Annotated in this window: 19 protein-coding genes; 13 read left to right on the top strand and 6 right to left on the bottom strand. The window is 61.7% G+C overall.

The window, feature by feature from the left end; genetic code table 11:
- Positions 1-5 precede the first annotated feature (5 nt).
- The 4 genes from P3C50_RS15050 (at position 6) to P3C50_RS15035 (ending at position 3,128) form a co-directional block, all read left to right on the top strand.
- Positions 6-992 carry a FecCD family ABC transporter permease gene (locus tag P3C50_RS15050; RefSeq protein WP_275546783.1) on the top strand — a complete coding sequence of 329 codons (987 nt, stop codon included), beginning with the start codon at positions 6-8 and terminating at the stop codon, positions 990-992.
- The gene (locus tag P3C50_RS15045) at positions 992-1,759 is read left to right on the top strand and encodes a heme ABC transporter ATP-binding protein (RefSeq protein ID WP_197859299.1); all 768 of its coding nucleotides are present in this window, start codon (positions 992-994) and stop codon (positions 1,757-1,759) included. The genes P3C50_RS15050 and P3C50_RS15045 overlap by 1 nt, the downstream gene beginning before the upstream one ends.
- Positions 1,760-1,774: 15 nt before the next feature.
- Positions 1,775-2,659 carry a ChaN family lipoprotein gene (locus P3C50_RS15040; RefSeq protein WP_275546634.1) on the top strand — a complete coding sequence of 295 codons (885 nt, stop codon included), beginning with the start codon at positions 1,775-1,777 and terminating at the stop codon, positions 2,657-2,659.
- Positions 2,660-2,720: 61 nt separating this feature from the next.
- A complete protein-coding gene (locus P3C50_RS15035; RefSeq protein WP_275546633.1) occupies positions 2,721-3,128 on the top strand; it encodes a nuclear transport factor 2 family protein in 408 nt (135 codons plus the stop codon).
- Positions 3,129-3,593: 465 nt separating this feature from the next.
- Here P3C50_RS15035 and P3C50_RS15030 read toward each other — a convergent pair whose 3' ends face one another.
- The 4 genes from P3C50_RS15030 to P3C50_RS15015 all read right to left on the bottom strand — a co-directional run bounded on the left by P3C50_RS15030 (position 3,594) and on the right by P3C50_RS15015 (position 6,854).
- On the bottom strand, positions 3,594-4,391 hold the full coding sequence (locus tag P3C50_RS15030; RefSeq protein ID WP_197859296.1) for a cyclic nucleotide-binding domain-containing protein: 798 nt from the start codon (positions 4,389-4,391) through the stop codon (positions 3,594-3,596).
- Between the two features lie 105 nt (positions 4,392-4,496).
- On the bottom strand, positions 4,497-4,769 hold the full coding sequence (locus P3C50_RS15025) for a TfoX/Sxy family protein (protein ID WP_197859292.1): 273 nt from the start codon (positions 4,767-4,769) through the stop codon (positions 4,497-4,499).
- A gap of 92 nt (positions 4,770-4,861) precedes the next feature.
- The gene (locus tag P3C50_RS15020; protein WP_275546632.1) at positions 4,862-5,206 is read right to left on the bottom strand and encodes a pentapeptide repeat-containing protein; all 345 of its coding nucleotides are present in this window, start codon (positions 5,204-5,206) and stop codon (positions 4,862-4,864) included.
- An 85-nt stretch (positions 5,207-5,291) separates the two neighbouring features.
- Entirely contained in the window at positions 5,292-6,854 is a 1,563-nt protein-coding gene (locus P3C50_RS15015; protein WP_275546631.1) for a bifunctional aminoglycoside phosphotransferase/ATP-binding protein, read from the bottom strand.
- Positions 6,855-6,969: 115 nt separating this feature from the next.
- Between P3C50_RS15015 and mrcB the strand changes: the two genes are divergently transcribed.
- The 3 genes from mrcB to P3C50_RS15000 are packed head-to-tail and all read left to right on the top strand — an operon-like array spanning position 6,970 to position 10,365.
- Positions 6,970-9,288, top strand: coding sequence for a penicillin-binding protein 1B (mrcB, locus tag P3C50_RS15010; RefSeq protein ID WP_275546630.1), 2,319 nt, complete (start codon positions 6,970-6,972; stop codon positions 9,286-9,288).
- A gap of 43 nt (positions 9,289-9,331) precedes the next feature.
- Positions 9,332-10,036, top strand: a complete 705-nt coding sequence (locus P3C50_RS15005) for a tetratricopeptide repeat protein (protein ID WP_275546629.1) — start codon at positions 9,332-9,334, stop codon at positions 10,034-10,036.
- On the top strand, positions 10,036-10,365 hold the full coding sequence (locus P3C50_RS15000; RefSeq protein ID WP_275546628.1) for a YqcC family protein: 330 nt from the start codon (positions 10,036-10,038) through the stop codon (positions 10,363-10,365). The genes P3C50_RS15005 and P3C50_RS15000 overlap by 1 nt, the downstream gene beginning before the upstream one ends.
- 18 nt (positions 10,366-10,383) lie before the next feature.
- On the opposite strand, the gene P3C50_RS14995 is transcribed toward P3C50_RS15000, so the two are convergent.
- The gene (locus P3C50_RS14995; protein ID WP_275546627.1) at positions 10,384-10,818 is read right to left on the bottom strand and encodes a DUF4124 domain-containing protein; all 435 of its coding nucleotides are present in this window, start codon (positions 10,816-10,818) and stop codon (positions 10,384-10,386) included.
- 401 nt (positions 10,819-11,219) lie between these two features.
- On the opposite strand from P3C50_RS14995, the gene P3C50_RS14990 reads away from it, so the two are divergent.
- Both P3C50_RS14990 and ilvN read left to right on the top strand, forming a co-directional pair.
- Positions 11,220-12,944 carry an acetolactate synthase 3 large subunit gene (locus P3C50_RS14990; protein WP_197859281.1) on the top strand — a complete coding sequence of 575 codons (1,725 nt, stop codon included), beginning with the start codon at positions 11,220-11,222 and terminating at the stop codon, positions 12,942-12,944.
- A gap of 1 nt (position 12,945) precedes the next feature.
- On the top strand, positions 12,946-13,437 hold the full coding sequence (gene ilvN, locus P3C50_RS14985) for an acetolactate synthase small subunit (protein WP_197859279.1): 492 nt from the start codon (positions 12,946-12,948) through the stop codon (positions 13,435-13,437).
- 57 nt (positions 13,438-13,494) lie between these two features.
- On the opposite strand, the gene ilvY is transcribed toward ilvN, so the two are convergent.
- Positions 13,495-14,376 carry an HTH-type transcriptional activator IlvY gene (gene ilvY / locus P3C50_RS14980; RefSeq protein ID WP_275546626.1) on the bottom strand — a complete coding sequence of 294 codons (882 nt, stop codon included), beginning with the start codon at positions 14,374-14,376 and terminating at the stop codon, positions 13,495-13,497.
- A gap of 126 nt (positions 14,377-14,502) precedes the next feature.
- On the opposite strand from ilvY, the gene ilvC reads away from it, so the two are divergent.
- The 4 genes from ilvC (at position 14,503) to msrQ (ending at position 18,185) form a co-directional block, all read left to right on the top strand.
- Positions 14,503-15,519: a ketol-acid reductoisomerase gene (gene ilvC / locus P3C50_RS14975; RefSeq protein ID WP_197859273.1), complete on the top strand. Its 1,017-nt coding sequence runs from the start codon at positions 14,503-14,505 to the stop codon at positions 15,517-15,519.
- A gap of 147 nt (positions 15,520-15,666) precedes the next feature.
- Positions 15,667-16,482 carry a CDP-diacylglycerol--serine O-phosphatidyltransferase gene (pssA, locus tag P3C50_RS14970; protein ID WP_275546625.1) on the top strand — a complete coding sequence of 272 codons (816 nt, stop codon included), beginning with the start codon at positions 15,667-15,669 and terminating at the stop codon, positions 16,480-16,482.
- A gap of 66 nt (positions 16,483-16,548) precedes the next feature.
- The gene (msrP, locus tag P3C50_RS14965; protein ID WP_275546624.1) at positions 16,549-17,559 is read left to right on the top strand and encodes a protein-methionine-sulfoxide reductase catalytic subunit MsrP; all 1,011 of its coding nucleotides are present in this window, start codon (positions 16,549-16,551) and stop codon (positions 17,557-17,559) included.
- Complete coding sequence (gene msrQ / locus P3C50_RS14960) at positions 17,559-18,185, top strand: protein-methionine-sulfoxide reductase heme-binding subunit MsrQ (RefSeq protein ID WP_275546623.1); 627 nt, start codon at positions 17,559-17,561, stop codon at positions 18,183-18,185. Before msrP ends, msrQ begins: the two co-directional genes overlap by 1 nt.
- The last annotated feature ends 440 nt before the right edge of the window (positions 18,186-18,625 follow it).

Below are 18,625 nucleotides of genomic sequence, written 5' to 3'. Positions count from 1 at the left end.
TGCTCGTGCTCGCATTGTGGCTTTCGCTGGCGCTCGGGCCGGTCAGCCTGCCTCTGGGGGATACCCTGAGTGCTACGCTGCGTCTGCTGGGCCTGCCGGTTACTGAGGATGCATCGGTGCAGCAGGCGGAACTGATCCTGGCGCAAATTCGCATGCCGCGTACCTTGCTTGGCCTGGCGGTTGGCATGGTGCTGGCGCTGTGCGGTGTGGCGATGCAGGGCCTGTTTCGCAACCCGTTGGCCGACCCCGGCCTGGTCGGAGTCTCTAGCGGCGCGGCACTGGGCGCCGCGGTGGCCATCGTCGGTGGCGCCGCCCTAGGCGGTTTACCAGAAGCCTTCGCGCCCTATTTGTTGTCGGTCTGCGCCTTCGTTGGCGGCTTGCTGGTGACAGCGCTGGTCTATCGCCTGGGCCGGCGTGACGGGCAGACCAATGTGGCGACCATGCTGCTGGCCGGGATTGCCTTGACTGCACTGGCTGGTGCGGCCATCGGCCTGTTCACCTACCTGGCGGACGATGCGACCCTGCGTACCCTGACGTTCTGGAACCTGGGCAGCCTTAATGGCGCCAGCTATGCGCGGCTCTGGCCGCTATTGCTGGCCACGCTGGCTGTGGCACTGTGGTTACCGCGGCGGGCACGGGCGTTGAATGCCCTGCTGCTGGGCGAGTCGGAGGCCCGCCACCTCGGTTTCGATGTCGAGCGGCTCAAGCGCGAGCTGGTGTTCTGCACCGCGCTGGGCGTCGGCGCAGCGGTGGCCGCCGCCGGTCTGATCGGCTTCATCGGTCTGGTGGTGCCGCACCTGATGCGTCTGCTGGTCGGCCCCGATCATCGCCTGTTGTTGCCGGCATCCGCGCTCGCCGGGGCGAGCCTGTTGCTGCTGGCCGATCTGGTCGCGCGTCTGGCGCTGGCGCCGGCCGAGTTGCCGATCGGTATCGTCACGGCGCTGATCGGCGCGCCGTTCTTCCTCTATCTGCTGGTGCGGGGGCGAAGCTGATGCTGCGGGTCGAACAGCTGGAAATTCGCCGCGGGCAGCAGGTGGTGCTCAGTGGCATCGATCTGCAACTGCGCCCGGGCGAAGTACTGGGCGTGCTGGGCCCGAACGGTGCGGGCAAGAGCACTCTGTTGGCAGCGATGACCGGCGAGCTGCCGGCCAGTGCCGGGCAGGTGACGCTGGATCAGCGTGCGCTCGATGACTGGTCCGGGCCGCAGCGGGCACGGCGCCTGGCCGTACTGCCGCAGAGTTCGAGCCTGAATTTCGCCTTCCGCGTTGAAGAGGTGGTCGCCATGGGGCGTCTGCCGCATGACAGCGGGCGCGTGCGCGATGCGCAGATCATCAAGGAGGCGTTACATGCGGCCGACGCCGCTCACCTGACGGGGCGCAGCTACCTGGCCCTGTCTGGCGGCGAGCGTCAGCGCGTGCACCTGGCGCGGGTGCTGGCGCAGTTGTGGCCAGGTGGTGAGGGGCAGATTCTGCTGCTCGACGAGCCGACCTCGATGCTCGATCCGCTGCATCAGCACACCTGCCTGCAGGCGGTTCGCCGTCTGGCCGAATCCGGTGCGGCCGTGCTGGTGATACTCCACGATCTGAATCTGGCTGCACGCTATTGTGATCGCCTGTTGTTGCTGGAAGAGGGCAGGGCGCATGCGCTGGGCACGCCTGCCGAGGTATTGCGCGCAGAGCCTCTGCAGGCCGTGTTCGGTCTGGAAGTCCTGGTGCAGACTCATCCCGAACGCGGTCATCCACTGATCGTCGCACGCTGAATGCTGGAGCCCTCGATGCGAGTCGTACTGCTGAGCTGTCTGATGCTGCTGGCTGCCTGTCAGAGCCGAGATGCCTTGCCACCACCGGCACCGCTCGCCCCGATGGGGCGTGAGCATGCCGATCTGGGTCGTATCGTCGATTTGGCAAGCGGGCAGTCGATCAGCCCCGAGCAACTGCTGGAGCGCCTGGCGCGAGCCGAGCGGGTATTGGTCGGCGAGCAGCACGACAATCCCGATCATCATGCCTTGCAGCTCTGGCTGTCACGCGAGCTGGCCAGGGCGCGGCCGCAGGGGAGCGTGTTGATGGAGATGCTCAATCCGGATCAGCAAGGCAAGGTCGAGCTGGCTCAGGTGGCGGCACGTGCGGGCCGGACGCCTGGCGATCCATTCGACGCCCTGGGCTGGCAGCCGGGCTGGGACTGGTTGCTTTACGGGCCGCTGGTGCTGCATCAACTGCGGCAGCCATACCCCTTGCTTGCGGCCAACCTGGACCGTGCCGAGATCATGCAGATCTATCGCCAGCGCCCGGCGCTGGAAGGCGAGCGTTCCAGCGCCGCCGACGTACAGGCGCGCCTGCTGGACGATATCCGCGAATCGCACTGCGGCCTGCTACCGGACAGCCAGTTGCCGGCGATGCTCGCCGTACAGCAACAGCGCGACCGACGCATGGCCGAGGTGTTACTGGCGGCCCCGCAACCAGCCATGTTGCTGGCCGGCGCCTTTCACGTGCGCAAGGATCTTGGCGTACCGCTGCATCTGGCCGATCTGGGGGCGCAGACGGGCAATAGTGTGCTGATATTGGCCGAGGTCGGCCGTGAGGTAGACGCGTCCATGGCGGACTACGTCTGGTTCACCGCTGCGCAACCTGTGCAGGATCACTGCGCCAAACTGCGACCCTAGCCGCCTTTCGCGCTTGGGCTGCGCGGTATCCTCGGCGCTTTGCCGCTCTGGAACCAGCCCTATGTCCACAGATGTTCGCGACCTGCTGCAACGCTATTTCAACGCCCTCAATGATCGGGATATCCGCGCTTGCCTGTCGCTGGTCAGCGACGAGCTGATTGTGGAGCCCAATCAAGGCTTCGCCGAGCACGGGCGCGACGCCTTCGCCGCCTTCCTTGAGCGGCAACAGCACTGTTATCGCGAAACGCTCGAACCACTGGCGATCCTGGCCGAGCCACATGGGCAGCACGCGGCCTGCGAGTACCGCGTCACCGGCGAGTATCTGGCGACCGACGAGGGGCTGCCGGAGGCCTATGGGCAGCGTTATGAAATGCGCGTTGGGGCTTTCTTCGAAATACAGCAGGGGCTGATCTCACGTATCAGCCTGCATTTCAATCTACCGGACTGGCTGGCGCAGATAGACGACTGAAGCGGCGGCGCGCCCTTCAAACAGGCAAAAAAAACCCGGCAAGAGCCGGGTTAATAACCGTGATTAGCCTGATGAGGAGATAATCTGAAGAGTCCGACTGAAAGGGTCTCTTTAGCTTATCGGCCGATCTCGCGATCAGTTGATGTAATAATAACAATTCTCATTTCATGGTCAACACCTTTTTGAGAATTTTTCTCATGGAGTTGCCGGGCGTTTGGACAGGCAAAAAAAACCCGGCAAGAGCCGGGTTAATAACCGTGATTAGCCTGATGAGGAGATAATCTGAAGAGTCCGACTGAAAGGGTCTCTTTAGCTTATCGGCTGATCTCGCGACCAGTTGATGTAATAATAACTATTCTCATTTTCATGTCAACGGGCATTGAGCACTTTTCTCAAAAATATTGCCGGCCTCAGAAATGCAAAACCCCGGCATTTGCCGGGGTTCGTTGACGCTGGAGAAGTGACTCAGGATTCCCCTGGCAGGCGCAGTTGAGTGACTTCCTTGTTCAGCAGGTCGATGCGTCGCGCCATGCTCTCGATCAGGCTGTGCGCGATACGCGGGTTGCTTTGCATCAGGCTGAGGAATTGCTCCTTGGGAATCACCATCACCGTACAGGGTTCGCTGGCGACTACCGTGGCGCTGCGCTTCTCGCGGGTGAAGACGGCCATGGCACCGAAGATCTCGTCCTTCTGCACGTCGCCGACCTTCTGGCCGTCTACGTAAGCCTCGGCGTGACCTTCGATGATGATGAACACGTGGTCGGCTTCGTCACCCTGATGGATCAGCTCCTCGCCGGCAGCGAAATGCTGGAAACCGGTCGCCGGACGAATCTCGGGTTGTTTCAGGCGTGCCAGCGCATCAGAAAGCAGGGCGGTGTGGCCGATCAGGTACTGAATGAACTGTTCCTGGCGCTGCTCGCTGGCATAGATGTGCTGGAACACCTCACTGCGCGAGTAGGGAACCAGGCTGATGGGTTCTTCGCTGCTGTAACGGCAGGAGGGCAGGTCGATGCCCTGGCGCAGACCGACCAGATCGCCTTCCTGCAAATAGAAAAGTGGGCGCTCGTCGACCAGTGCATGCAGCAGGCCGTTCTCGATGACGAACAGCTGGTTGCCAGGCAGTACCTGAGCCAGATCGTCGACGCGCTCCAGACGCAGCGGCTCGCCCGCGGGTTGCAGCCCTTCCAGCAACTGAGTGGGGATGCTCTGCAGGCGGTTGATCAACTGATCGGCGTAGGCCGGTTGCTCCCCGAGTAAATACATAACCGTAATTCCTTGAACTGGCTGGGCTGGCTGACCGCACGAAGGTCCCTGAAACAATAGGCTGCGCGGCTCGCCGAGTAAATCACCTTGCGCTGGTGTTGTGAGCTAGCTCTTGTTGTGACCCTGGGCTGCGTCCAACTGGCCGTTCAATTCAGCCTTGTGCGCCGGAGGCAGCTCACTCCAGTGCACGTTGAGCAGCGCCCCCTCGATGGCGTAGAGCAGAACCTTGGAAGCGCGAAAACCGCGTGCCTTGACCGCCCGGTAGGCGCCGACAGCGCCGTAGCGACGTAGGTCGTTGGCGCTGTGTATGCCAACGGCGTGCAGCCATTGCGCCGAGGTCTTGCCCAGGTTCTTCAGATGTTGCAGTTCGTCGTTCATCGGGCCTCCTTGCGTGCGGGTGACGGGGTCACGGTGGCGCGCCTGCCGAAAAGTGTAGCGGCCAATTGCCTGGTGTCTCAGTTGGTTCAGCGCTACTTGGTGCGATAGCGCAGGCGGGTGCCGAAATTCACCGACATGAGGATCTCGTCCGCGGTCAGCTCGACAGGAAAATAGGCACCGGAAATCTGTGCATGAGCCAGACTGGCGCCTTCTATCCGGGCATTACGGAAGTCCAGACCGCGCAGATCGGCTCCACGAAAATAGGCGTCGGTGAAATTGACGGCGTCGGTGTCCATGGTGCGCAGGTCGAGCCCGCGGAAGTCCCCGCCGGAAAGATCGACCTCGACCCCCTTCGGCCTCTGCTCGTTGAAGCCTTTCACATCGTCATTGTGCAGGAGGTCGTAGAGCGGATGATCAAGCTGACGTGGCTGACTCATGGCAGATACCGGTGATGGTTTCACCGGCAGTATAGAAGCCCTGCCGGGGTTTGCCCGGCAGGGGAGCCGACTGCTTGCGGGGCTCTCAGATGCCCGGCAGGCGCTGACGAATGCGCTCCACCAGGCTGTCCAGGCTGGCGCTGTCATGTGTATCGACGCGCTTGCTGTGGATCTGTTCGTCGGCGTCGAGCGGGTCGCGGTTGGCCTGCTGATTCTGGATCACCTCCAGCGTCGCATCCGATGGGTCCCTGCCTTCGCTCTGGCGCTGCTCCAGCCAACTGGCGATGACCGCTTCCGGCGCATGGCAGTCGAGGATCAGCAGGGGCGCGCCGGTCTCTTCAGCGACTTCGCTGGCCGCCTGGCGTTGCGCGACCTTGAGGTAGGTCGCGTCGATCACCACCGGGAAGCCGGCCTGGAGGACCTCGCGGGCCAGTTGATGCAGGCGCTGATAGGTCGCCTGGCTGGCGTCGGCACTGTAGATACCGGCACTCAGCTGATCCTTGGTCGCTGCGCTCTGCTCGCCGAAAAGGCGCTTGCGTTCGATGTCGGAACGCAGGCGAATGGTGCCCAGTGCTTCCACCAGGCGCAGGGCGACGTGGCTCTTGCCGACTGCCGAGACGCCATGGGTGATGGCCAAAAAAGGCGTCGGAATGGCGCTGTAGCTCTCTGCCAGTGCGGCATAGCCGCGGTACTGGCGCAGAATCACTGCGCGCTGCACCGAGTCCTGCTCCTGACCCAGGCGGAACAGTGCGACCTTGCCACGAACCATGGCGCGGTAGGCCTTGTAGAAATTCAGCAGCTGCAGGGCTGCATAATCGCCGGTGCGCTCCAGCCAGCCACTGATGAAACGGCGTGCCAGGCACTTCAGGCCGCGGTCCTCGAGGTCCATGGCCAGGAAGGCGATGTCCGCGGTGACGTCGGTCAGGCGGAAAGGCTCATTGAACTCGATGCAGTCGAACAGCACCACCTTGCCGTCGATCTGCGCGGCATTACCCAGATGGATATCGCCGTGGCATTCACGAATGAAGCCTTGCGCCTTGCGCGCGGTCAGCAGCGGCTGCAGGCGTTCGTAGCTGGACTGGGCCCAGGCTTCGAGGGCGTCGAGTTGTAGCAGGTCCGCCTGCTCGCTGAGCATGGGGCGGATCTGGTCGAAGTTCTGCTGCACCGGAACCATCACCGCCTCTGCACTACCCAGCGAGTGTTCCTGCGGCACCTTCGGTGCGTTCAGGTGGAAGGTGGCGATCTGTTCGGCCAGTGCATCGATATGGGCGTCGTTCAGCTCGCCGCGGGCCTGGATGGCGCTGAGCAGTTGCTCCTGTGGAAACTGGCGCATTTTCAGGGCGTATTCGATGGGCGGTGTGCTGCCGTCGAGGCTGGGAGCGTCTTCATTGCCACCGATGGGCAGCACCTGCAGATACAGATCCTCGGTCAGGCGCTGGTTGAGGCGCAGCTCTTCTTCGCAGAAATGCCGGCGCGCGTCGAGGTCGGTAAAATCGAGGAAGCCAAAATTGACCGGCTTTTTGATCTTGTAGACGTAGGGGCCAGTGAGCAAAACCCAGGAAATGTGGGTCTCAATCACCTGAAACCCCTCCACGGGATGCGGATACAGGGCCGGGTTCTGCAATGCGGCAATCAGGGCTTGGCTCACGTTCGGTCCTTGTTCTAGACGCTGTTCGAGCTGGGCATTATGGCCGCTGTGAGCTGCTCTGCAAACCATCCGGGCGGCGCTGCTGGCCCCTTTGTAAAGTGCGTATAATCCCGCCATGACTCGAAAACGTTCCCCCCGCTCAAAGAAAAAATCCCGTTCGGCCGGTATGCGCCCATGGCTCGCCTGGGGCCTCAAGCTCGGCCTTGTCGGCCTGGTGATCCTTGCCGGTTTCGCCGTTTACCTCGATGCCGTGGTGCAGGAGAAATTCTCCGGCAAGCGCTGGACGGTGCCGGCGAAGGTCTATGCCAGGCCGCTCGAACTGTTCGTTGGCCAGAAACTGGCCAAGGATGACTTCCTGCGCGAGCTGGACGCCCTGGGCTACCGCCGCGAGAGTGTCGCCAACGGGCCGGGCGCGGTATCGGTGGCCGGCAATAACATCGAGTTACACAGTCGCGGCTTCCAGTTCTACGAGGGCGCGGAGCCGTCGCAGAAGGTGCGGGTGCGCTTCTCTGGCGATTATGTCGCCGGGCTGAATCAGGCCGATGGCAGCAACCTGGCGGTGGCGCGGCTCGAACCGCTGCTGATCGGCGGGCTTTACCCGGCGCACCAGGAGGATCGCATCCTGATCAAGCTGGATCAGGTGCCGGCCTATCTGATCGACGCGCTGGTGGCGGTCGAGGACCGCGACTATTTCGACCACTTCGGCGTGTCGCCCAAGGGCATCGCCCGGGCGTTGTGGATCAACGCCACGTCGGGACGCCTGGTACAGGGCGGCAGCACCCTGACCCAGCAGTTGGTGAAGAACTTCTACCTGACCAACGAGCGCACTTTGGCGCGTAAAGCCACCGAGGCGATGATGGCGGTGCTGCTGGAGCTGCACTACGACAAGCGCGAGATCCTCGAGGCCTACATGAACGAGGTGTTCCTCGGCCAGGATGGTCAGCGCGCGGTGCATGGTTTCGGCCTGGCCAGTCAGTACTTCTTCAGTCAGCCGGTTGCCGAGCTGAAACTCGAGCAGGTCGCGCTGCTGGTAGGCATGGTCAAAGGGCCGACCTATTTCAACCCGCGGCGCAACCCCGAGCGCGCGTTGACGCGCCGTAATCTGGTGATCGATCTGCTCGCCGAGCACGGCTCGATCACCCCCGAAGAGGCGGCAGCGGCCAAGCAGAAGCCGCTGGGCGTGACCTCGCGTGGCAGCATGGCCGACAGCTCGTTCCCGGCATTCCTCGATCTGGTCAAGCGTCAGCTGCGCGAGGATTACCGCGAGCAGGATCTGACCGAGGAGGGCCTGCGCATCTTCACCAGCTTCGACCCGATCCTGCAGCTCAAGGCCGAAGAGGCGTTGGCCGAGACGCTCAAGCGCCTGGCTGGACGCAAGGGCGTGGACGAAGTGCAGGCAGGCATGGTGGTGACCAACCCCGAGACGGGTGAAATCCAGGCCATGATCGGCAGCCGCCAGCCGCGTTTCGCCGGTTTCAACCGGGCGCTGGACGCGGTGCGGCCGATTGGCTCGCTGATCAAACCGGCGATTTATCTGTCGGCACTGGAGCGCCCGAGCCAGTACACCCTGACCAGCTGGCTGGAGGACGAGCCCTTCTCCATCAAGGGCCAGGACGGCCAGGTCTGGACGCCGCAGAACTACGATCGCAAGGCCCATGGCACGATTTACCTGTACCAGGGGCTGGCGCAGTCCTACAACCTGTCCACCGCCAAGCTCGGTCTGGAAGTCGGCGTACCCAATGTGCTCAAGACTCTCGAGCGACTGGGCGTCGAGCGCAAGTGGCCGGCCTATCCGTCGATGCTGCTCGGCGCCGGTGCACTGACGCCGATGGAGGTAGCGGGCATGTACCAGACCCTGGCCAATGGCGGTTTCAACACGCCGTTGCGCGGTATTCGCAGCGTGCTCACCGCCGATGGCGAGCCACTCGGGCGCTATCCGTTCCAGATTCAGCAGCGCTTCGATCCGGGCGCCATCTACCTGGTGCAGAACGCCATGCAGCGCACCATGCGCGAAGGCACGGGGCGTTCGGTTTACAGTCAACTGCCCAGCTCGCTGAATCTGGCCGGCAAGACCGGCACCAGTAACGACTCGCGCGACAGCTGGTTCGCCGGCTTCAGCCAGGATCTGCTGTCGGTGGTGTGGCTGGGGCGCGACGATAACGGTCCGACCCCGCTGACGGGTGCAACCGGCGCGTTGCAGGTCTGGACCGGTTTCATGCGCAAGGCCGACCCGCTGCCGCTGGACATGCCGATGCCGGACAACGTCACCCAGGCCTGGGTCGATCGGCAGACGGGGCTGGGCTCGGCATCGGGCTGCCCGAATGCGGTGCAGATGCCTTATATTCGCGGCAGCGAACCTGCCGCGGGCTCCGCTTGCGGTATCCAGGCTCCGGTCGATTCGGTGATGGACTGGGTGCGGGGCTGGTTGGAATAACGGCCGAGTCGAGTGACCCGGTGTTACCTGAAGAGGATTGGATGTGAACAAGAAGTGGCTTGCCACGATGCTGGCAACGGCGGTCCTGAGTGGTTGCAGTACGGTGCCGCAAGGCTCGATTCCGGTGGTCGATGCTGGCGCTCCGCTGTCTTCGGGCGGCTCTGGCCAACCGACCAGCCAGGGCCCGGCAGCTACGCCGCAGCGTATCGAGGAAGATTCCGGAGTGGTGGTGATGGTGCCGCAGGGCGCGGTCTCGACGCCGTTGCAAACCGACTCGCAGCCGATCACCTCCAGTGGCGGCCTGACCTTCGATCAGCCTGTGAGCAGCCAGCCCTCGACACCGAGTCAGGGCGATTTCGGTTCCTCGGCGCCGAGTCAGCCCAGCGGCATTCCCAGCGGCGGAGGCCTGGCGGCCGACGAGCAACTCGATGGGCCGGTTCTCGCGTTGTTGACCACCGCGCAACAGCAGCAGGGTGGTGGCGATCTCAATGGTGCAGCCTCCAGTCTCGAACGTGCCCAGCGCATCGCGCCGCGTGAGCCGCAGGTGCTTTACCGTCTTGCCGAAGTGCGGCTGGCCCAGGGCGATGCCGCTCAGGCCGAGCAGTTCGCCCGTCGTGGTCTGACCTATGCCAATGGCCGTCCGGCGCTGCAAGCCAGCCTGTGGGACCTGATCGCTCAGGCGCGTGAGCGTCAGGGAGATTCCGCTGGCGCGGCTCAGGCCCGCGAGCGCGCCCGGGTCAATCTCTGATGGATGCGCGTGTGGAGGCATTGGCCGAGCACCTGCTACTGATCGAGCGCGAGCTGCGTGTGCGGGGATGGTGGCAGGAGCAGGCGCCGAGCGTCGAGGCCCTGGCCAGTGTGGAACCGTTCTGCGTCGATACGCTGACGTTCGAACAATGGCTGCAGTGGATTTTCCTGCCGCGGATGAAGATGCTGCTGGAAAGCGGTGCCGCCTTGCCCTCGGTATCGGGCATTCAGGCGATGGCGGAGATGGTCTATCAGCAGCAGCCGGGCGTTGCGCGCCGGCTGCTCGAGCTGCTTGGCGAGTTCGATCGCCTGCTTACGCGCACGCCTTGAGAGCGTGCGCGAATTGCCTCACTGGCAGTTGTCTACGATGGACTTCTTCAGCTCGGTGATGCGCTCCTGACGTTCATCTTCGCCGATCCTGCGCACCTCTCCACCTTCCTCGATCCTGACCCGAGGATTGTTCTCCAGCTGAGCCAGGTTGGTACGCGCAGCGTCGCAGTACTGCTTGCGCTCGGCCTCCTGCTTCGCCACGTCCTCCTTGACCTTCTTGTCGATAGCCGCCTGCTCGGGGTCGAGTTGCTCCTCGACGCTGGGCGCAGGTGCGCTTGGCTCCGAGCGGGGTGGCGGCGTCGCGGTATTGATGGTGGTGGCCGGTTGGCCTTGCGGGGGTTGCGCGCCGAAGTGGGTCACGCCTTTATCATCCACCCACTTGTAAATCTGGTTGGCCATGGCGGTCGTGCTCAACGCGAGCATCAGGGTGCCAGTGAGGATCATGTGGCGCATGCTGTTTCCTTTATCGAGAGCTGCAGTGCTGTTGGTTACTATAACCAAAAGCCGGCAATCTTCATCCTGCGCTGCGTCACAGCGCCAAGTCGAAGAATAGGTTACACGCCGCTTGACTTGCCCTCGCCGAACCCGAACAATCCAGCCTTCCCCCGTAGTGGAGTCCGCCGCAAGCGTCCTTCAGCTCGGGGAAAAGAGGCGCTACCCGCGCCGAACCGTGACACCCGCTACGCGTTACCTCGCGCTGGGAGGGCCAGCCCCGCAAGACCATGGGCTGCTCCGTTACTCGTCAAGCTGATGTTTTGAATCCACGATCACCGTCGTGCGTGTCCGCTGACAGTAAGAACCTACTTAGGGCTACCCGTTGCGGGTGGCATACTGGCGTTCAAGAGGTGAACAACGTGGAGCTTTTATCCGGCGCTGAAATGGTCGTCCGCTTCCTGCGTGACGAAGGCGTTAAGCACATCTACGGGTACCCTGGTGGTGCTCTCCTGCATATTTACGATGCCCTGTTCAAAGAACCGGAAGTGACCCACATTCTGGTGCGTCATGAACAGGCAGCGACCCATATGGCTGACGGCTACGCCCGCGCCACCGGCAAGGCGGGTGTGGTGCTGGTGACCTCAGGCCCAGGCGCGACCAATGCCATCACCGGCATTGCCACTGCCTACATGGATTCCATTCCGATGGTGGTGATCTCCGGCCAGGTGCCGAGCGCCATGGTCGGTACCGATGCCTTCCAGGAAACCGACATGGTCGGTATTTCCCGTCCGATCGTGAAGCACAGCTTCATCATCAAGCACCCGTCGGAAATCCCCGAAGTGCTGAAGAAGGCCTTCTATCTCGCCGAGTCCGGCCGTCCGGGCCCGGTCGTGGTCGATATCCCGAAGGATATGGGCGATCCGACCCAGAAGTTCGAATACGTCTATCCGAAGAAGGTCAAGCTGCGCTCCTACAGCCCGGCGGTGCGTGGCCACTCCGGCCAGATCCGCAAGGCTGCCGAGATGCTCCTGGCTGCCAAGCGTCCGGTGATGTACGCCGGCGGTGGCGTGATCATGGGCGGCGCCTCCGCGGCCCTGACCGAGCTGGCGCAGATGCTCAACCTGCCAGTGACCAATACCCTGATGGGGCTTGGTGGCTACCCGGGTACCGACCGCCAGTTCGTCGGCATGCTCGGTATGCACGGTAGCTACACCGCCAACCTGGCCATGCACCATGCCGACGTGATCCTGGCTGTCGGTGCGCGCTTCGATGACCGTGTGATCAACGGCGCGGCCAAGTTCTGCCCGAACGCCAAGATCATTCATATCGACATCGATCCGGCTTCGATTTCCAAGACCATCAAGGCCGACATCCCGATCGTTGGACCGGTGGACAGCGTGCTGACCGAGATGGTCGCCATTCTCAAGGAAATCGGTGAAACCCCGAACAAGGACACCGTCGCCAGCTGGTGGAAGCAGATCGACGAGTGGCGTGGCAATGGTCGCCTGTTCCCGTACAACGAGGGCGACGGTTCGATCATCAAGCCGCAGACCGTGATCGAAACCCTGTGCGACGTGACCAGGGGAGACGCTTACGTCACCTCCGATGTTGGTCAGCACCAGATGTTCGCCGCGCAGTATTACCGCTTCAACAAACCCAATCGCTGGATCAACTCCGGCGGCCTGGGCACCATGGGCTTCGGTTTCCCGGCTGCGATGGGCATCAAGCTGAACTTCCCGGATGCCGATGTGGCGTGCGTCACCGGTGAGGGCAGCATCCAGATGAACATCCAGGAGCTGTCGACCTGCCTGCAGTACGACCTGCCGGTGAAGATCGTCAACCTGAACAACGGTGCGCTCGGCATGGTCCGCCAGTGGCAGGACATGCAGTACAGCAGCCGTTATTCGCACTCCTACATGGAATCGCTGCCGGACTTCGTCAAACTGGCCGAGGCCTATGGCCATGTCGGCATGCGCATCACCTCGCTGAAGGACCTCAAGCCCAAGCTGGAGGAAGCCTTCGCCCTGAAGAATCGCCTGGTGTTCCTCGACATCGCGGTGGATTCCAGCGAGCACGTCTATCCGATGCAGATCAGAGACGGTGCGATGCGTGACATGTGGCTGAGCAAGACGGAGCGTACCTGAGATGCGACACATCATTTCCCTGCTGCTGGAAAACGAACCGGGTGCGCTGTCCCGTGTGGTCGGCCTGTTCTCCCAGCGAAACTACAACATCGAGAGCCTCACCGTTGCGCCAACCGAGGACCCGACGCTGTCGCGCCTGACCCTCACCACCGTTGGCCACGACGAGGTGATCGAGCAGATCACCAAGAACCTCAACAAGCTGGTCGAGGTGGTCAAGCTGGTCAACCTGTCGGAAAGCGCCCATATCGAGCGCGAGCTGATGCTGGTGAAGATCAAGGCCACCGGCGCCCAGCGCGCTGAGGTCAAGCGCACCACCGACATCTTCCGCGGCCAGATCGTGGATGTGACCAGCAGCGTCTATACCGTGCAGCTGACCGGCACCAGTGACAAGCTCGACAGTTTCATCCAGGCCATCGGCACCGCGTCGATCCTGGAAACCGTACGCAGTGGCGTCACCGGCGTCGCCCGCGGCGACAAGGTACTGAGTATCTGATCGATCGCTGTGGTAACGCAGAGCCCCGCCTGGTGTGGGGCTTTTTATTGCCTGAATTCAGCGCTGGCGATTCCAGAAGGCGGCGATCAGCGGGTCCTTGAGGCGTTTTTCCAGCGCGAACAGGCCAATATCGTAGGCAGTGAGGGGTGGCTGGATGTCATAGATACGAATGCGCGCCGCCAGCGGGCTGTTGTCCAGCACGATCTGCGGCACCACGCCGATGCCAAAGCCCAGGCTCACCATGCTGACAATCGCCTCGTTGCCGCTTACCTGGGCATAGATGTGCGGCTTGATGTTGTGGCTTTTCAACCAGCGATCGGTGCGCGTCCGTGCCAGACCTTCTTCCGAGAGGATCATCGGCACATCCTTCCAGTTCTCGGCAGTCGGATGCTTAAGCTGTTCCTCATTCAATAGCTGCGGGGCTTGCGGGCCGATAAAGCGCAGTTCCGAACGGGTGATCGACTGAAACTCCACGCCTGCCGGCAAGTTGTCCGGCCGCGCACCGATGGCCAGATCCTCCATGCCCTGCTGCACGCGCTCGACGGCTGTGGCCGGGTCACCAGTGTGCAGCTTCATTTCGATGCGCGGGTAGTCCTGGCGGAAGCTGCTGAGGATGTCATAGAGGAAGCTGTAACTCGCCGTGACCGAGCAGTACAGCGACAGCTCACCATGCAGATTCAGCTGGTCCTGCATGAAGGTCTGGCGAATCGCCTGCCAGCCGTTCATGACCTCGCTTGCATACTCGCGAAACTGCTGGCCTTCGCGGGTCAGGCGCACCGAGCGGTTGTCGCGCACGAACAGGGCGGCGCCCAGTTCGTCCTCGAGTTGCTTGATGCTGCGGCTGAGCGCGGAAGGGCTGACATGCTGCTCGCGGCTGGTTCGGCCGAAGTGCAGGTTGTCTGCCAGGGAAAGAAAAAGCCTCAGGGAATGGCTGTCCATTTGCGTTTCATATATCGGCATGCTGTGTTGCAAATATATCATTTTACGCAATGAGGTGGATCACTTAAGGTGGCTTCGTCGCGGTGCCTGGCACCCCATCCCTTTCGATTCAGAAGAGCCAAGAACATGAAAGTTTATTACGACAAAGATTGCGACCTTTCCATCATCCAGGGCAAGAAAGTCGCCATCATCGGTTACGGCTCCCAGGGCCACGCTCAGGCCTGCAACCTGAAAGATTCGGGCGTGGACGTCACCGTCGGCCTGCGTAAAGGCTCCGCGACCGTTGCCAAGGCTGAAGCGCATGGCCTGAAGGTTGCCGACGTGGCTTCTGCCGTCGCAGCTGCCGATCTGGTCATGATCCTGACCCCGGACGAGTTCCAGGGCCAGCTGTACAAGAACGAGATCGAGCCGAACATCAAGAAGGGCGCTACCCTGGCCTTCTCCCACGGTTTCGCCATTCACTACAACCAGGTCGTTCCGCGTGCCGACCTCGACGTGATCATGATCGCGCCGAAGGCCCCTGGCCACACCGTGCGCACCGAGTTCGTCAAGGGCGGCGGCATCCCTGACCTGATCGCCGTTTACCAGGACGCTTCGGGTAACGCCAAGAACGTCGCTCTGTCCTACGCCTCGGGCGTTGGCGGTGGCCGCACCGGCATCATCGAAACCACCTTCAAGGACGAGACCGAAACCGACCTGTTCGGCGAGCAGGCCGTTCTCTGCGGCGGCACCGTCGAGCTGGTCAAAGCCGGTTTCGAAACCCTGGTCGAAGCTGGCTACGCGCCGGAAATGGCCTACTTCGAGTGCCTGCACGAGCTGAAGCTGATCGTTGACCTCATGTACGAAGGCGGCATCGCCAACATGAACTACTCGATCTCCAACAACGCCGAATACGGCGAGTACGTGACCGGCCCGGAAGTGATCAACGCCGAATCCCGTCAGGCCATGCGTAACGCTCTGAAGCGCATCCAGGACGGCGAATACGCCAAGATGTTCATCAGCGAAGGCGCTACCGGCTACCCGTCGATGACCGCCAAGCGTCGCAACAACGCTGCCCACGGTATCGAAGTCATCGGTGAGCAACTGCGTGCGATGATGCCGTGGATCGCTGCCAACAAGATCGTCGACAAGACCAAGAACTAAGGTCTACGACGTGCGAAAGAACGCGGCTTTATGCCGCGTTTTTTCGTTCTGGGGCGAGGCTTCTGGTATAAAGCCAGCTCATCGTGAGGCGAACTGAGTTCAGTTGCCCCGGTCGAAATTTGTCAAACCCGTTGCAAGGTGCTGTTCATGAGTGAAGGTCCCGAGGATCAAAAGCCGGCTGGCGACAATCTGGAAAGCCTGCTGCCGATCGACGAGCACGTAGAGGAAGTGCAGGACGAGGAAGGGCGCAAGGTACGTCATCGTGGTATCTACCTGCTGCCCAACCTGTTCACCACGGCCAACCTGTTCGCCGGTTTCTACTCCATCATCAACGCGATGAACGGTAACTTCTACGTTGCAGCCGCCGCCGTGTTCGTGGCCATGGTGCTCGATAGCCTCGATGGTCGCGTCGCGCGTCTGACCAATACGCAAAGTGCGTTTGGCGCCGAGTACGATTCGCTCTCCGATATGGTTGCCTTTGGTGTAGCGCCGGCTCTGCTCGCCTTCGAGTGGGCACTGGGCAGCATGGGCAAGGTGGGCTGGATGGTCGCCTTCATCTATGTCGCGGGTGCAGCGTTGCGTCTGGCCCGGTTCAATACGCAGATTGGCAGTGTCGACAAGCGCTATTTCATCGGCCTTGCCAGTCCGGCTGCGGCGGGTGTGGTTGCCGGTACGGTCTGGGCATTCAGCGATTTCGGCATCAAGGGCTCGAACATGGCTTTTGCCGTGGCGCTGCTGGTGGCTGCCGCAGGTTGCCTGATGGTCAGCAACATCAAGTACTACAGCTTCAAGGATCTGGACCTGAAAGGGCGTGTGCCGTTCGTGGCGATTCTGGTCGTGGTGCTGGTGTTTGCTGTGGTGTTCAGCGATCCGCCGCGTATCCTGCTGCTGATTTTCCTGGCCTATGCGGCTTCTGGTCCGATTCAGTACCTGCTGCAATTGCGCCGTCGCAAATCTGCCTGACCTTGTAATTTCTCCTGTGCTCCGTGGTCTACAGTTCGTTTCTCGAACTGTAGTCGCGGAGTCGCCATGCTCATCCGAGTTCCCCCCTCTTCTCGGGCTCTTGAGTCCGAAGTCACCCCAGAATCGGTTTACCTTTCTCGTCGCAAGCTGATGCAGGGCTCGCTGGCATTGGCGGCCATGGCTGCGATGCCAGGTTGGGCCAGCGCCGAGGTCCAAGGTGTCTACAGCGATGTCGAGCCCGCCAAAGCGCCTGGCTGGTTCGAAGAGAAGCTGGCGGCCACGCGCTGGCAAGCGATTAGGGCCGAAGGTGAGGCCATCACGCCGTTCAGGGATGCAACGCACTACAACAACTTCTATGAGTTCGGCACAGGGAAGGGCGACCCGGCAGCCAATGCCGGCAAGTTGCAGGTCGAGCCCTGGACGGTGATGGTCGATGGTGAGGTGAGCAGGCCGGGGCGCTACTCCATCGAGGATTTGATCAAGCCCCAAGCATTCGAAGAGCGCATCTACAGGCTGCGCTGTGTCGAAGCCTGGTCCATGGTCATCCCCTGGCTGGGATTCCCACTGGCTGATTTGCTCAAGCAAGTCGAACCCACTTCGTCAGCGCGCTATGTGCGCTTCGAGACGCTGGTCGATCGTGAGCGCATGCCGGGACAGCGCTCGGGGTTCTCTCTGATCGATTGGCCTTATGTCGAAGGTTTGCGCCTGGATGAGGCCATGCATCCATTGGCCTTCATGGCCGTCGGCATGTACGGGCGTGTTCTGCCAAATCAGAACGGAGCACCTCTGCGCCTGGTGGTGCCATGGAAGTACGGCTTCAAAAGCATCAAGTCCATCGTGCGGATCAGTCTGGTAGACGAAGCGCCCAAGACTACCTGGGAGCGTATTGCGCCGAGCGAGTACGGTTTCTATGCCAACGTTAATCCGCAGGTGGACCATCCGCGCTGGTCGCAGGCGACCGAGCGACGTCTGCCCAGCGGCTTGTTCAGCCCGAACGTGATCGATACGCGGATGTTCAACGGTTATGAGGAGGTTGCTGACCTCTACGCGGGTATGGATCTGGCGAGGTACTACTGATGCGCTACAGGTTATGGCGCGTCGGCGTGTTCCTGGCCGCATCGGTGCCACCGCTGTATTGGTTGTACTGCGCCGTCTTCAATCTCCTGGGGCCTGATCCGGGCAAGGTGCTGGTCGATAACCTGGGTCTTGGCGCCCTGATCCTTCTCCTGATCACCCTAACCATGACGCCGCTGCAGCAACTGACTCGTTGGGGCGGCTGGATAGCCGTGCGGCGTCAGTTGGGGCTGTGGTGCTTTGCCTACGCCGGCCTGCATCTATCTGGGTACGTACTGTTTATCGCCGGACTCCGGCTGGACCTGGTGCTGCGCGACCTTTCCGAGCGCCCCTACATCATCGTGGGGGCGCTGGCTTTTGTTGGGTTGCTGGCCTTGGCAGCTACCTCGAACCGCTTCAGCATCAGAAGGCTGGGGCGAAAATGGAAAGCTCTGCACCGCCTGGTCTACGTTATCCTGATGCTGGCCTTGCTGCATATGCTCTGGGTGGTACGTGCCGATCTGGGCGAGTGGCTCGCTTATGCGCTCATAGGCGGGGCGCTATTGCTGGCGCGTCTCTCTGTAGTAGCGAGCGGGTTGCAGCGCGCCGGAAGCCTTTGGCGAGAAAATTCGAAGAAAGTTGAAATATAAGCTTGACGCGCATTCTGCTGGATGTAGAATGCGCGCCACTTCAGCGATGAAGCGCTTCAAAAACTTCTTGTTAATCAATGAGTTAAGTTGAATGAAGGGCTTGCAAAGCTGGATCTGGCGTGTAGAATGCGACGCCGGTCGGCAGGGTGGTGGTTGAGCTCTGTTGGTGGTTCGGTCAAGTGGATCGAAAGCGGTAGAAAAGAGGTGTTGACAGCGGTTTTGAACGCTGTAGAATGCGCCTCCCGCTGGAGGGAAGAAGTTCTGATCGAAAGCGCAAGTGGTTGAGTAGAAAGAAGTTTCTCCGGAAACAAAATCGAAAAACAGCTTGACAGATAGAAAGGCTGCTGTAGAATGCGCGGCCTCGGTTGAGACGAAAAGCTTAACCAACTGTTCTTTAACAACTGAATCAAGCAATTCGTGTGGGTGCTTGTGAGGTAAGA

This window comes from Pseudomonas sp. Marseille-Q0931, from assembly GCF_940789645.1.
Classification (GTDB): domain Bacteria; phylum Pseudomonadota; class Gammaproteobacteria; order Pseudomonadales; family Pseudomonadaceae; genus Aquipseudomonas.
Note: the sequence above shows the minus strand (reverse complement) of the source record. Positions and strands in the feature narration are given on the sequence as shown.